The sequence below is a fragment of the Streptomyces sp. NPDC006435 genome (assembly GCF_040612315.1).
Classification (GTDB): Bacteria; Actinomycetota; Actinomycetes; order Streptomycetales; family Streptomycetaceae; genus Streptomyces.
Genome location: NZ_JBEXPY010000031.1, coordinates 78,555 through 91,305, shown reverse-complemented (window position 1 = coordinate 91,305; position 12,751 = coordinate 78,555). Strand labels below are relative to the sequence as shown.

Here is a 12,751-nt window from a genome sequence, read left to right as displayed (position 1 = left end):
GTTCGGTCGCAGATCATCCGAACTGGTCGAGAAGGCACTCCACGTAGTTCTCCAGACGTTCCGTGAGCAGTCCGGGCGTCAGATCGGCCCGCCCCAGCTCCCGCCACGGGGTCGCCACCTTCTCGGCTTCGGGTGCATGGGCGAGCGCGTCCAGCAGCCGCCAGTACAGATGGTCCGCCCCGCTCGCGACCGGCCGGCCGCCCGCCGCGGCGTACCGTCCGGCGAAGTCCGTCCCGGCCGGGACCCCGTGCAGCAGCGCCAGCGCGGTCGAACAGTGTGCGACGTCCAGATCGGCCGGGCCCCAGGAGGTCTCGACCCAGTCGACCACCCCGCTGATCCGCGTCCCGGGCCCCTGTCCGGTGAAGAGGACATTGCCCGGGTGGAAGTCCCGGTGCAGGAAACACGGCTCGTACGCGGGAGGTTCACGCCGGATCGCCTCGATCGCACGCCGCCACAGCAACGGCCGGCCGGTGTCCTCGGGGACCCGCACCCGGTCCGGCGCAGTCCACGCCTCGTAGTCGCGCGGGCGGGTCCGGTCCGTGACCTCGACCCGGTGCACGGCGGCCAGCTGCCCCGCCAGCAGCCCGGCGCGCTCCGCCGCCCCGGCGCCGTCGACCCGCACCTCGCCGGGCAGCAGGGTCATCAGCAGCGAGGGGTGGTCGCAGTGTTCGCCCATCGCGTCGACGGCCACCGGCCGCGCCGCCGGTACGCCGGTGCCCTCCAGCAGCCGCAGGACGTCCGCCTCCCGGGTGAGCAACCCCGGCGCATGGCGCACGTAGAAGGGCTTGACGAAGGAGCGCAGCACCAGCGAACGGTCGCCCCGCGGACCGGAGACGTCCAGTCGGCGCATCCAGGAGGTCCAGCCGCCGCGCAGCCGCCGCACGCCCTCGATCCGCTCCCCCGGCGCGAGCTGCTTCCCGACCCACGCGCGTGTCGCCCGGTCGGGCCAGTCGTCCGCCGTTTCACCCATACGGGGAGCGTACCGAGAGGGGCGGTGCGGAGCGGGGCGTACGCCCGTTCCCGCACCGCCCCCTCGGCCCTTCGGAACATCAGCAGTCGGGAATGACCGTCCCGTTGTTGTCACGGGCCTCGTCGTTGCCCCAGCGGGACAGGTAGTACGCCGAGACGTACGCGCCGCGCCCGTTCTTGCCCGCGTGGACGACGTCCAGGTCGGTCTTCAGCCACCAGTGGTTGTAGCTGGAGCCGGAGCCGACCTGGGCGCCCCACACCTTGCAGTAGACGTAGTTCGTACCGGCGTTCAGCACGCCCTGCGCGTCGCCCGTGTTCGGTCCCGCGTAGCCGGTGGCGTTGGCGAAGGTGTCGACCCAGTACTTGCCGGTGCCACCGCCTCCGCAACCGTTGTCGCTGGTCAGGTACTTGCTGTAGTACGAGCCGGGGTACGGGGCGAGCGACTGGCCGTTGATCGCGATGGTCTGGCCCACGCCGTTGTACAGCTGCTCGTAGTGGATGTGGGCGCCGCTGCTGTTGCCGGTGGATCCGGTGGTGCCGATCTGCTGCCCCTGCGCCACGGAGGCGCCGTCGCCGACCGAGTACGAGGAGAGGTGGAAGTAGTAGGTCTGCCAGCCGCCGCCGTGGTCGATGACGATGTAGTTGCCCGCGCCGCTGGGCTGGGAGTAGCGGTGCGCGGTCCCGCCGGACGAGGCGAGGACGGGGGTGCCGGCGGTGGAGCCGCCGTCGGTGCGGACGAAGTCCAGGGCCGATCGGACCTCCGCCGAGTGGTGGCTGTAGGTCCAGGTCTGGCCGCAGGGGAACGGTGCCTTGAAGTTGGGGGCCGCGGCCGCGGGAGTGGCGGTCAGCAGGCCCGCGACCAGGGCCATCAGGCCCAGCAGGGCGATACGTATCGGGCGCATGCGCATGCGCGGTCATCCTCCTGGTCGGGGTCGGGTCGTGGGGGGTGGGCAGCACTGCGGGTGGAACGGACGCAAGCGTGCCGGACCCACCGCCCCGGCAGTAGACCCACCGGGCCCAATCGGTGGGCCCAAAGCGGGCCCGCGGCAATGGAGTTGCCTGTTCAACGACCTCCGCCGGGCCCACCGGCGGCGGCCGGGCCGCTCCCGGTGGGGCGCCGTCGCTCCCGGCGCAACGCCGTCACTTCCGGTACAGCGCCGTCACTTCCGGTACAGCGCCTCGATCTCCGCTGCGAAGTCCCGCGCGATCGCGTCGCGCTTCAGCTTCAGCGAGGGCGTCAGATGGCCGCCCTCCTCGGTGAAGTCCACGGGCAGGACGGTGAACTCGCGGATCGACTCCGCCCGGGAGACCAGCCGGTTGGCCTCGTCGACCGCGCGCCGCAGGGCCGTGCGCAGCTCCTCGTCCTCGACCAGTTCCCGGATCGGCACGTCCTGCTTCTTCTTCATCTGCCGCCAGTGGGCGAGCCCGTCCGGCTCCAGGGTGATCAGCGCGGTGACGAACGGACGGTTGTCGCCGACCACCATGCACTGGCCGACCAGCGGGTGGGCGCGCAGCCAGTCCTCCAGCGGGGCCGGGGCGACGTTCTTGCCGCCGGAGGTGATGATGATGTCCTTCTTGCGGCCGGTGATCGTGAGGTAGCCGTCGTCGTCGAGCGCGCCCAGGTCACCGGTGGCGAACCAGCCCCCGTCCGGCACGGGGACGGCCCGGCCGCTGTCGGCGTCCCAGTAGCCCTGGAAAACCTGGCCGCCGCCGATCAGCACCTCGCCGTCGTCCGCGATCCGTACGGCGGTGCCGGGCAGCGGCCAGCCGACGGTGCCCAGCCGCGGCCTGAGCGGCGGGGTGACGGTGGCGGCGGCGGTGGTCTCCGTCAGGCCGTAGCCCTCGAAGATCTCGATGCCCGCGCCCGCGTAGAACGCGGCGAGCCGGCGGCCCAGCGGGGAGCCGCCGCAGATCGCGTACCGGACGTGCCCGCCGAGCGCCGCCCGGATGCGGCGGTAGACCAGCGGGTCGTACAGCGCGCGGGCCGCTCTGAGGGCCGGTCCTGGGCCGGGGCCGGTGCCGTGCTCGGCGGCCTCCAGCGCCTGGCCGTAGCGCTGGGCGATCCGCGCGGCGCGGTCGAACGACGCGGCGCGGCCCATCTTCTCCGCGGTGGCCCGGCCCGTGTTGTACACCTTCTCCAGCACGTACGGGATGGCCAGCAGGAACGACGGCTTGAACCCCGCCAGGTCGGCGAGCAGGTCCTCGGTCCGGATCGACGGGGCGTGGCCCAGGCGGACCCGGGCCCGCAGGCAGCCGATCGCGACCATGCGCCCGAAGACGTGCGAGAGGGGCAGGAAGAGCAGGGTGGAGGCGGGGTACTTGCTGACCGACTTGAAGACCGGGTGGAGCAGCTCGATCGCGTTGTCGACCTCGGCGAAGAAGTTGCCGTGGCTCAGCACGCAGCCCTTCGGGCGTCCGGTGGTGCCGGAGGTGTAGATGAGGGTGGCGGGGGTCTCCGGTTCGAGCGTGCCGCGCCGGGCGGCCACCACCTCGTCGGGGACGTCCCGGCCCAGCCGCCGCAGCCGCCCGATCACCCCCGTGTCCAGCTGCCACAGATGGGCCAGGCCGCCGAGCTGCCTGCGCTCCTGGCTGACCAGCCGGCTCTGGTCCGCGGTCTCGACGGCGCACGCGACGGCGCCCGAGTCCTGGAGTATCCAGCGGACCTGGTGGGCGGAGGAGGTCGGATAGACGGGGACGGTGACGAGCCCGGCGGCCCAGGCGGCGAAGTCGAGCAGCGTCCACTCGTAGGTGGTACGGGCCATGATCGCGATCCGGTCGCCGGCTTCGAGGCCCTCCGCGACCAGGCCCTTCGCCAGGGACAGCACCTCCTCGGCGAACTCGGCGGCCGTCACGTCCTGCCAGCCGCCGTCCGGGAGCCTGCGGCTGAGGACGGCGTCGGCGGGGGCCTCGCGGGCGTTGTCGAACGGGATCTCGGCGAGCGAGCCGCGCCGGACGGGAGGGGCGGCGGGAGGGACGGAGACCTGCCGCACCGAACCGTCCGTGGCCCTGACCACGGTCGGCGCCACGAGGACGGGGGGCGCGGGGGCGTTGGGCGACGTGGGCATGTGCGGCTCCTCGACGTGGATTCGGCGGTGCCACCGGGTCCTCCCGGCGGACCGGCTGGAACTCTGGTGCCGGCCTGTGCGGTGCTCCGGCGGTCCGGCCGGAGCACCGGTGCCGGCCGGTACGACGTGCCGGCGGACCGGCTGAAGTCCCGGTGCCGCGCGGTACGACGTGCCGGGCCCGTCCTCACGGGCGTTCGAGGATGGCCGTGACCCCCTGTCCGCCCGCGGCGCAGATCGAGATCAGGCCCCGGGACGGGCCGTCGCGCTCCGCCAGGAGCTGCGCGAGGGTCGCCACGATCCGCGCGCCCGTCGCGGCGAACGGGTGGCCGGTGGCGAGCGACGACCCGGCGACGTTGAGCCGGTCCCGGTCCACGGGGGCCAGCCCCTGCTTCTCCCAGGCCGCGAGGGTGGCCAGCACCTGGGAGGCGAACGCCTCGTGGATCTCGAACAGGTCGAAGTCCTCGACGGTGAGCCCGGCCCGCTCCAGCATCCGCGGCACGGCGTGCGCGGGAGCCATCAGCAGCCCGTCCTCGCCGCCCGCGTGGTCACCGCCCACGTGGTCGACGGCGGCCGTCTCGTACCGGGAGAGGTAGGCGAGCGGTTCCAGGCCGTGCGCGCGGGCCCACTCCTCGCTCGCCAGCAGCACGGTCGCGGCGCCGTCCGTGAGCGGGGTCGAGTTGCCCGCCGTCATCGTCGCGTCGGGGTGGTCGGTGCCGAACACCGGCTTCAGCGCGGCGAGTTTCCCGACCGTGGAGCCGGGGCGCAGGTTCTGGTCACGGGTCAGGCCGCGGAACGGGACGACGAGGTCGTCCAGGAAGCCGCGCTCGTACGCCGCCGCCAGCCGTTGGTGGCTGGTGGCCGCCAGGAGGTCCTGGTCCTCGCGGGTGATGCCCCAGCGGCGGGCGGTGACCGCCGCGTGCTCGCCCATCGAGAGGCCGGTACGGGGTTCCGCGTTGCGCGGGACGTCCGGCACGAGGTGGCGGGGGCGCACCCCGGCGAGCGCCTTGAGCCGGGCACCCGTCGACTTCGCCCGCCGGGCGGCGAGCAGCAGCCCGCGCAGCTCGTCGTTGACGCCGAGGGGCGCGTCGCTCGCGGTGTCCGTGCCGCCCGCGATCGCCGAGTCGACGGCCCCCAGCATGATCTTGTTCGCGGCGGCGACGACGGCCTGGAGACCGGTGCCGCACGCCTGCTGGACGTCGTAGGCCGGAGTACGCGGGTCGAGCGCCGAGCCGAGCACGGTCTCCCGGGCCAGGTTGAAGTCGCGGCTGTGCTTGAGCACCGCCCCCGCGACGAACTCCCCGATCAACTCCCCCCGGAGCCCGAACCGTTCGACCAGTCCGTCCAGTGCGGCGGTGAGCAGCTGCTGGTTGGAGACCTCGGCGTACGGGCCGTCCGAGCGCGCGAACGGGATACGGCTGCCGCCGATGACCGCGACCCTGCGGGGCCGCGGGAGTTCGAGGGGGATCATCTCGACCAACTCCTGACTCCTGAGTAACCTTACTCTTTGGTAAATCTACGACCGAGCAGGGAGTCCGGACAATGGCTGACCGCTATCTGCACTTCACCGGCACAGCACCCGGCCGTTTCCTCACCCGTCGGCTCGGCCTCCCCCGGCCCGCCCCGCTGCGCCGCTGGTCGCCCGGAACACCGTCGCTGGACGGCCCGTTGCTGCACCTCACCGCCGGGGACTCCACGATCACGCGGGAACTCGGCACGCTCCTCGCGGCCACCGGCCTCGACGTCACCGACCGCGCCGAGCGCGCCGAACGGCCTGCGGGGATCGTGCTGGACGCCACGGCCGTGACCACCCCCGGCGGGCTCACCGCCGTCCACGCCGCGCTGCACCCGGTGATCCGCTCCCTCGCGCCGGGCGGGCGCGTCGTGGTGGTGGGGGTGCGGCCGTCGGCCGACGACCACCACCAGGCCGCCGCCCAGCAGGCGCTGGAGGGGTTCACGCGCTCACTGGGCAAGGAGGTCGGCCGGGGCTCCACCGTGCAGCTGCTCCGGATCGCCCCCGGCTCCGTCGCCCCGGCCGAGTCCACCCTGCGCTTCCTGCTCTCGCCCCGGTCCGCGTACCTCAGCGGCCAGGTGATCGAGCTGACCCCTGCCGCCCCCGGCCCCGTGGCCGACTGGGCGGCCCCGCTCGCCGGACGCACCGCACTGGTCACCGGCGCGGCCCGGGGCATCGGCGCCTCGGTCGCCGGGGTGCTGGCCCGGGACGGCGCCCGGGTGATCTGCCTGGACGTCCCGCAGGTACGGGACGAGCTGGCCCGTACCGCCGAGGAACTCGGCGCCACCGCGCTGCCGCTGGACATCACCGCGGACGACGCGGCGGACCGGATCGCCGCGGCGGTCCCCGACGGCCTGGACGTCCTCGTCCACAACGCGGGCATCACCCGCGACCGCCGGCTCGCCAACATGCCGGCCGAGCGCTGGACCTCGGTCGTCGACGTCAACCTCGACAGCGTGCTGCGCACCACGGACGCCCTGCTGAAGGCGGGCACCGTCAACCGCGGCGGCCGGATCGTCGCCACCGCCTCCATCGCGGGCATCGCGGGCAACAACGGCCAGACGAACTACGCCGCGAGCAAGGCCGGCATCATCGGCCTGGTCCGCGCGCTGGCCCCGCACGCCGCCGCCGACCACGGCGTCACGGTCAACGCGGTGGCCCCCGGCTTCATCGAGACGAAGATGACCGCGGCCGTCCCCCTCCTCATCCGGGAGGCCGGCCGCCGCATGAACTCCCTGGCGCAGGGCGGCCTCCCGGTCGACGTCGCCGAGACGACCGCCTGGTTCGCCCAGCCCGCCTCGACGGCCGTGAACGGCCAGGTCGTGCGCGTCTGCGGCCAGAGCCTGCTGGGGGCGTGACCCGTGCCGAACCCGAACACGGCCCTCGTACGGGGAGCCGTCACGTCCCCGTTCAAGAGGGCGGGCCGTCCCGGCGCGACCCTGCCCGCCGACCGGATCGTCCTCCCGGCCACGCCCGCCGACCCCGGACCGCTCGCCGCGTACCGCCGGATCTGCGGCTTCACCGACCCGGGCCCGCTGCCGCTCACCTACCCGCACGTCCTGGGCTTCCCGGCCGCCATGCGGCTGATGACCACCCGGAGGTTCCCGCTGCCGGTCGTCGGACTCGTCCACACCTGGATCGAGATCACCCACCACCGGCCGCCGCACCCCGCCGACCCGCTCGAACTCACGGTGTACGCCGATGAGTTGAACGCCCACCGGCGCGGCACCGAGGTCACGATGGTGACCGAGGCACGGCTGGCGGGCGAACTGGTCTGGGAGTCCCGCAGCGGCTACCTCTCCCGCCACCCGCCCCGCACCCCGACCACCGCCACCCCGCCCGGACCCGTCCCGACCACCGCGGCACCCGCCCCGGACGACACGCCCCCGCTCGTGCCACCGCCCCCGGAGCTCCCCGCCCTGGCCGAGTGGCGGCTCCCCGGCGACCTGGGACGGCGCTACGGCGCCGCGTCGGGCGACCGGAACCCCATCCACCTGTACCCGCTCACCGCCCGGCTCCTCGGCTTCCCCCGGCCCATAGCCCACGGCATGTGGACCGTCGCCCGCTGCCTGGCCGAGGCACCCCGGCCCGCCGGGATCCGCCGGGTACGGGCCGACTTCAGGGCCCCCGTCCTGCTGCCCTCCACCGTCACCCACGCGGCGGACGCCACCGGCTTCCGGCTGCGCGGCGCCGACGGCCGCGTCCACCTCGTGGGAACGGTGCTCCGGAGCGACTGAGCACACCCCGCGGGAGCCGCTCCGGGGACGCCGTCTAGGACGGCGTCGAAACCGAGGCCGGGGACTGCCAGGGACGGCCGTTCATCAGGTTCTCCAGCCCCGCCCAGGAGAAGTTCATCAAGGTGGCCGCGGCCTCCTTCGCCGAGACGCCCGGGGTCTCGTTCGCCCAGCCGGCGAGCGACTCCGCGGCCCCCACGAGCGCCTGCGCGAGCCCCGACACGTCCCGGTCGGGCAGCGCCGGATCGTGGTGCGCCTCGCGCGCCGCGGCCCCGATCAGCTCCGTCACGAAAGCAACGATCTCGTCCCGCATCACCGTCACCTCGTTGGCGAAGGGCTCCCCGTGCGTGCGCGCCTGCCGGTGCAGCACCGCCCAGCCGTCCGGGTGCTCCGCCGTGTGCGTGAAGAACGCCCGCAGCCCGGACCACAGCTGCCGATCGGCCGGAAGCCCCGGCTCCGCCCCGGCCCGCACCGCCTCGACCAGCGCTTTCGCCTCACGCCTGATGCAGGCCGTGAAGAGTTCTTCCTTGGAGTTGAGATACAGGTAGACGAGCGGCTTGGACACCCCGGCCAGCTCGGCGATCTCGTCCATCGACGCCGCCCGGTACCCGCGCTGTCCGAAGGTCCGCACCGCGGCGTCCATCATCTGCTGTTCGCGCACGGCCCGAGGCATCCGTTTGCTCTTCACAGCACCCACGTCGACTTCCTCCCGCCCCCGCGTACCACTCCCGGTCAAGGGTACGGCGCGGCGCCCCTCCCACCGCACGACGACCGGCCACCGGCACTCCCCCACGACGCACCGTGGGCCCCTCCCCCGAGACCGGGGAAGGGGCCCACGAGAGGACCGTGGTCCGTGCGGGTATTACGCCGCGACCGGCACCCGCTGCGGCTCGGCGTCGAGCGCCTCGCCGTCGACCGGGGAGGACGAGGCCGAGTCGTACGCCTCGCGGTCGAGGATGTTCTCGCGGGCCGCGACGATCACCGGTACCAGCGCCTGGCCCGCGACGTTCGTCGCCGTCCTCATCATGTCCAGGATCGGGTCGATGGCCATGAGCAGGCCGACGCCCTCCAGCGGGAGGCCCAGCGTCGAGAGGGTGAGGGTCAGCATGACCGTCGCGCCGGTGAGACCGGCGGTGGCCGCCGAGCCGATGACCGAGACGAACGCGATCAGGAGGTAGTCGCCGACGCCCAGCTGCACGTCGAAGATCTGCGCGATGAAGATCGCCGCCAGCGCCGGGTAGATCGCGGCGCAGCCGTCCATCTTGGTGGTGGCGCCGAACGGGACGGAGAAGGAGGCGTACTCCTTCGGGACGCCGAGGCGCTCGGTGACCTTCTGGGTGACCGGCATGGTGCCGACCGAGGAGCGGGAGACGAAGGCCAGCTGGATCGCCGGCCAGGCGCCCTTGAAGAACTGCAGCGGGCTGAGCTTGGCGACGGTGGCGAGCAGCAGCGGGTACACGCCGAACAGCACCAGGGCGCAGCCGATGTAGACGTCGGCGGTGAACGTCGCGTACTTGCCGATCAGGTCCCAGCCGTAGTCGGCGATCGCGTAGCCGATGAGGCCGACGGTGCCGATGGGGGCGAGCCGGATGACCCACCACAGGGCCTTCTGGAGGAGCTCCAGGACGGACTCGCTGAGGCTGAGGATGGGCTGCGCCTTCTCGCCGAGCTGGAGCGCGGCGATGCCGGCGACGGCGGCCATGAAGACGATCTGGAGCACGTTCAGCTCGGTGAACGGCGTGATCACGTTGTCCGGGACGATGCCGGTGAGGAAGTCGAGCCAGGAGCCCGCGTGCTCCGGCAGCTTGCCGTCCTTCGGCGTGAGGCCGGTTCCGGAGCCCGGGTTGGTGACCAGGCCGATCGTGAGGCCGATGGCGACCGCGATCAGCGAGGTGATCATGAACCAGAGCAGGGTGCGGCCGGCCAGCCGAGCGGCGTTGTTGACCTTGCGCAGGTTGGTGATCGACACCAGGATCGCGAAGAAGACGAGGGGCGCGACGGCCAGCTTCAGCAGCTGGACGAAGATGTGGCCGACCTTGTCGAGCGTGGTGTAGAGCCAGCCGATGTCGTACGTGCGGGTGAGCCAGCCGAGTACGACGCCGAGCACGAGACCGGCGACGATCTGGGCCCAGAACGGGACCTTGGGTATGCGGAAGCCGGAGCCGGGCTTGCTGCCGGCTGCGGTGGACGCGGGATTCGCGGACACGGACACACTCCAGATGTGACGCATCGGGGCGCACGGGGACGGTGGTGCGGAGGGGGACGGGGTTGCGGCGCCCGCGTCGGGGGCGGCGCCGCTGCATGGTGCCGGTTCAGACGTTGCGGCAACAGACCGCGGACATACAGCGGCAGAGATCGACGTGCAGGCGCACCACGAGCGGGAGGCTCATGGCGGATCGATGGCGCACTGCGGTCTTCATGACGAATACGTTAACACTTGAACTTTGAGGTTCTCAAAGTAATTCTTTGACATCGGCTCGCCCGCAACCCCGGCGCCGACCGCCCGGAACCCTGCGGGCACGACAAAACCCCAGTACAGGAGCGGGCGCTCCGGCGCTGGGGTTTCGGGTGAAAAGTGTGCGGCTGTGAGGAAGCTTACAGAGCCCTTACGGGGCTTCCGCGGGCCTCGTCCCGTGTCGCCGCCGTCCGGCGGTCACGAGGTGACGTGGTCCTCGCGGGTCCGGTTCGCCTCCAGGCGCCCCTTGGCACGGTCGACCGTGGACACGATCTGCTCGGACATCTCGTCGCGCTGCTTGCGCAGCAGTACGTAGCTGAGCGGCGCGGAGAGGACCAGCGCGAGCAGGATCACCCAGACGAGATTGGAGCCGTTCGTCCCGGAGGGCAGCAGGCCGAAGTGGACGGCCACGGCCGCGACGGCGAAGCATCCGACGAAGATGCCGAGCCGCATCACGGTGTACCGGATTGTCGCGCTCGGCTTGGCAGCGGACACAGTTGGCCCCTCTCTCGACGTGTGACAGTCCTTCGATCCCGCCCGACCAGTGAAGCATGCCCCGGAATCGATCACTTCGGAGGGCTCCGCCAAAGGTGCCGCCGCGCCGCCGCACCTCCACGCCGCCGCACCGCCGCCCGGAACCGGCCCGCCCGGGGCCTCCCGGTCACCGGCCGAGCGGCAGCAGCATGATGATGTCGTCGCGGTCGTCCCCCTCGGCGACCCGGATCGCGTCGGGCACCCGTCCGACCTCCTTGTATCCGCACGAGGCGTAGAACCGGTCGACGCCGGTGCCGCCGCGGCAGGTGAGCCGGACGGCCTCGATCCCGTCGATCCCGCGGGCGGCCCCGGCCACGGCGTCCATCAGGTCGCGGCCGTAGCCCTTGCCCTGGTGCCGGGGGTGGACCATCACCGTGTAGAGCCAGAGCCAGTGGGTCATCAGCCGGTGCGTGTTCAGGGCGAGGAAGGCGGTGGCGGCCACGGCGCCCTCCTCGTCGAGGCCGACCAGCAGCCGGGTGCGGCCCTCGGCCATGGAGACCAGGTGTTTGACCAGTTCGGGCCGGACGTCGTCGGGCGTGACGGGCGGTACGAAGCCGACCGCGCCGCCCGCGTTGGAGACATCGGTCCACAGCTCGGCGATGCCGTCCCGCAGGGTGCGGTCGAACTTGGGGTCCAGCTCGAATGTAAGTGCCATAGGTACAGATTAACTATTACCGTGCGACGCCTCAAACGGTGTCCGGAACGTGAGAGAGCCCCGGCCGGACGGCCGGGGCTCTCCTCGTGGGTCTCCGTCGCGCGCGGGGCGTCCCGTCGCGCGGTACGGCGTCAGACGCGCATCGGCTGCGGCGACTCGCGCCGCTCGGCGTCCGGGCCCGGGTACTCGCGGATGATCTCGTACCGGGTGTTGCGCTCGACGGGCCGGAAGCCCGCGTCGCGGATCAGTTCCAGCAGGTCCTCGCGGCCGAGCTTGTTCGGCGTGCCGTAGTTGTCCGCGTCGTGCGTGATCTTGTACTCGACGACCGAGCCGTCCATGTCGTCCGCGCCGTGCTGGAGGGCGAGCTGGGCGGTCTGCACGCCGTGCATCACCCAGAAGACCTTGACGTGCGGGACGTTGTCGAACAGCAGCCGCGAGACGGCGAAGGTCTTCAGCGCCTCGGCGCCGGTCGCCATCGTCGTCCGCGCCTGGAGCCTGTTGCGGACCTTGCCGTCCTTCATGTCCACGAAGTCGTGCTGGTAGCGCAGCGGGATGAAGACCTGGAAGCCGCCGGTCTCGTCCTGGAGCTCGCGCAGCCGCAGCACGTGGTCGACGCGGTGCCGGGGCTCCTCGATGTGCCCGTACAGCATCGTCGCCGGGGTCCTGAGCCCCTTCTCGTGCGCCAGGCGGTGGATGCGCGACCAGTCCTCCCAGTGGGTGTCGTGGTCAACGATGTGCTGCCGGACCTCCCAGTCGAAGATCTCCGCGCCGCCACCGGTCAGCGACTCCAGACCGGCCTCGATCAGCTCGTCGAGGATCTCGGAGGCCGACAGGCCGGAGATGGTCTCGAAGTGGTGGATCTCGGTGGCGGTGAACGCCTTGAGGGAGACCTGCGGCAGGGCCTCCTTCAGCGCACTGAGCGAGCGCGGGTAGTAGCGCCACGGCAGGGTGGGGTGCAGCCCGTTGACGATGTGCAGCTCGGTGAGGTTCTCGCCCTCCATCGCCTTCGCGAGGCGGACGGCCTCCTCGATGCGCATGGTGTACGCGTCCTTCTCGCCCGGCTTGCGCTGGAACGAGCAGTACGCGCACGACGCGGTGCACACGTTGGTCATGTTGAGGTGCCGGTTGACGTTGAAGTGCACGACGTCGCCGTTCTTGCGGGTCCGCACCTCGTGCGCCAGACCGCCGAGCCAGGCCAGGTCGTCCGACTCGTAGAGGGCGATGCCGTCCTCCCGGGTCAGCCGCTCTCCCGCGCGGACCTTCGCCTCCAGTTCGCGCTTGAGCCCGACGTCCATGCGGCTGCCTCCAGTGTGTCGACGTGCTGTGTGC

The 12,751-nt window shown here is 72.3% G+C and carries 11 protein-coding genes; 2 read left to right on the top strand and 9 right to left on the bottom strand.

What is annotated here, in order from left to right:
• Positions 1–13: 13 nt before the first annotated feature.
• From ABZZ04_RS27185 to ABZZ04_RS27170, 4 genes are all read right to left on the bottom strand, one after another.
• Entirely contained in the window at positions 14–970 is a 957-nt protein-coding gene (locus ABZZ04_RS27185; protein WP_356934837.1) for a phosphotransferase, read from the bottom strand.
• A gap of 79 nt (positions 971–1,049) precedes the next feature.
• On the bottom strand, positions 1,050–1,871 hold the full coding sequence (locus ABZZ04_RS27180) for a M23 family metallopeptidase (protein ID WP_356934863.1): 822 nt from the start codon (positions 1,869–1,871) through the stop codon (positions 1,050–1,052).
• 258 nt (positions 1,872–2,129) lie between these two features.
• Positions 2,130–4,034, bottom strand: a complete 1,905-nt coding sequence (locus tag ABZZ04_RS27175; RefSeq protein ID WP_356934836.1) for an AMP-dependent synthetase/ligase — start codon at positions 4,032–4,034, stop codon at positions 2,130–2,132.
• Between the two features lie 184 nt (positions 4,035–4,218).
• Positions 4,219–5,502, bottom strand: a complete 1,284-nt coding sequence (locus tag ABZZ04_RS27170) for an acetyl-CoA C-acetyltransferase (RefSeq protein WP_356934862.1) — start codon at positions 5,500–5,502, stop codon at positions 4,219–4,221.
• Between the two features lie 71 nt (positions 5,503–5,573).
• Here ABZZ04_RS27170 and ABZZ04_RS27165 point away from each other — a divergent pair, with 71 nt between their 5' ends.
• Complete coding sequence (locus ABZZ04_RS27165) at positions 5,574–6,902, top strand: 3-oxoacyl-ACP reductase (protein ID WP_356934835.1); 1,329 nt, start codon at positions 5,574–5,576, stop codon at positions 6,900–6,902.
• A 3-nt stretch (positions 6,903–6,905) separates the two neighbouring features.
• Positions 6,906–7,781: a MaoC/PaaZ C-terminal domain-containing protein gene (locus ABZZ04_RS27160; protein WP_356934834.1), complete on the top strand. Its 876-nt coding sequence runs from the start codon at positions 6,906–6,908 to the stop codon at positions 7,779–7,781.
• Positions 7,782–7,815: 34 nt separating this feature from the next.
• Here ABZZ04_RS27160 and ABZZ04_RS27155 read toward each other — a convergent pair whose 3' ends face one another.
• The 5 genes from ABZZ04_RS27155 to mqnE form a co-directional block, all read right to left on the bottom strand.
• Entirely contained in the window at positions 7,816–8,451 is a 636-nt protein-coding gene (locus ABZZ04_RS27155) for a TetR/AcrR family transcriptional regulator (protein WP_356934861.1), read from the bottom strand.
• Positions 8,452–8,640: 189 nt separating this feature from the next.
• Positions 8,641–9,984, bottom strand: coding sequence for a dicarboxylate/amino acid:cation symporter (locus ABZZ04_RS27150; protein ID WP_356934833.1), 1,344 nt, complete (start codon positions 9,982–9,984; stop codon positions 8,641–8,643).
• A 447-nt stretch (positions 9,985–10,431) separates the two neighbouring features.
• Positions 10,432–10,686 carry a DUF4229 domain-containing protein gene (locus tag ABZZ04_RS27145; protein WP_356934860.1) on the bottom strand — a complete coding sequence of 85 codons (255 nt, stop codon included), beginning with the start codon at positions 10,684–10,686 and terminating at the stop codon, positions 10,432–10,434.
• A gap of 208 nt (positions 10,687–10,894) precedes the next feature.
• Positions 10,895–11,422, bottom strand: coding sequence for a GNAT family N-acetyltransferase (locus ABZZ04_RS27140; protein WP_356934832.1), 528 nt, complete (start codon positions 11,420–11,422; stop codon positions 10,895–10,897).
• 131 nt (positions 11,423–11,553) lie between these two features.
• The gene (gene mqnE / locus ABZZ04_RS27135) at positions 11,554–12,717 is read right to left on the bottom strand and encodes an aminofutalosine synthase MqnE (RefSeq protein ID WP_356934831.1); all 1,164 of its coding nucleotides are present in this window, start codon (positions 12,715–12,717) and stop codon (positions 11,554–11,556) included.
• Positions 12,718–12,751: the final 34 nt, after the last annotated feature.

What these genes read in the sequence shown, in the direction of transcription:
- ABZZ04_RS27180 (WP_356934863.1), bottom strand. Translation starts at nt 1,871, where the DNA reads ATGCGCCCGATACGTATCGCCCTGCTGGGCCTGATGGCCCTGGTCGCG.
- ABZZ04_RS27145 (WP_356934860.1), bottom strand. Translation starts at nt 10,686, where the DNA reads ATGCGGCTCGGCATCTTCGTCGGATGCTTCGCCGTCGCGGCCGTGGCC.
- mqnE (WP_356934831.1), bottom strand. Translation starts at nt 12,717, where the DNA reads ATGGACGTCGGGCTCAAGCGCGAACTGGAGGCGAAGGTCCGCGCGGGA.
- ABZZ04_RS27140 (WP_356934832.1), bottom strand. Translation starts at nt 11,422, where the DNA reads ATGGCACTTACATTCGAGCTGGACCCCAAGTTCGACCGCACCCTGCGG.
- ABZZ04_RS27175 (WP_356934836.1), bottom strand. Translation starts at nt 4,034, where the DNA reads ATGCCCACGTCGCCCAACGCCCCCGCGCCCCCCGTCCTCGTGGCGCCG.
- ABZZ04_RS27185 (WP_356934837.1), bottom strand. Translation starts at nt 970, where the DNA reads ATGGGTGAAACGGCGGACGACTGGCCCGACCGGGCGACACGCGCGTGG.
- ABZZ04_RS27170 (WP_356934862.1), bottom strand. Translation starts at nt 5,502, where the DNA reads ATGATCCCCCTCGAACTCCCGCGGCCCCGCAGGGTCGCGGTCATCGGC.
- ABZZ04_RS27165 (WP_356934835.1), top strand. Translation starts at nt 5,574, where the DNA reads ATGGCTGACCGCTATCTGCACTTCACCGGCACAGCACCCGGCCGTTTC.
- ABZZ04_RS27155 (WP_356934861.1), bottom strand. Translation starts at nt 8,451, where the DNA reads ATGCCTCGGGCCGTGCGCGAACAGCAGATGATGGACGCCGCGGTGCGG.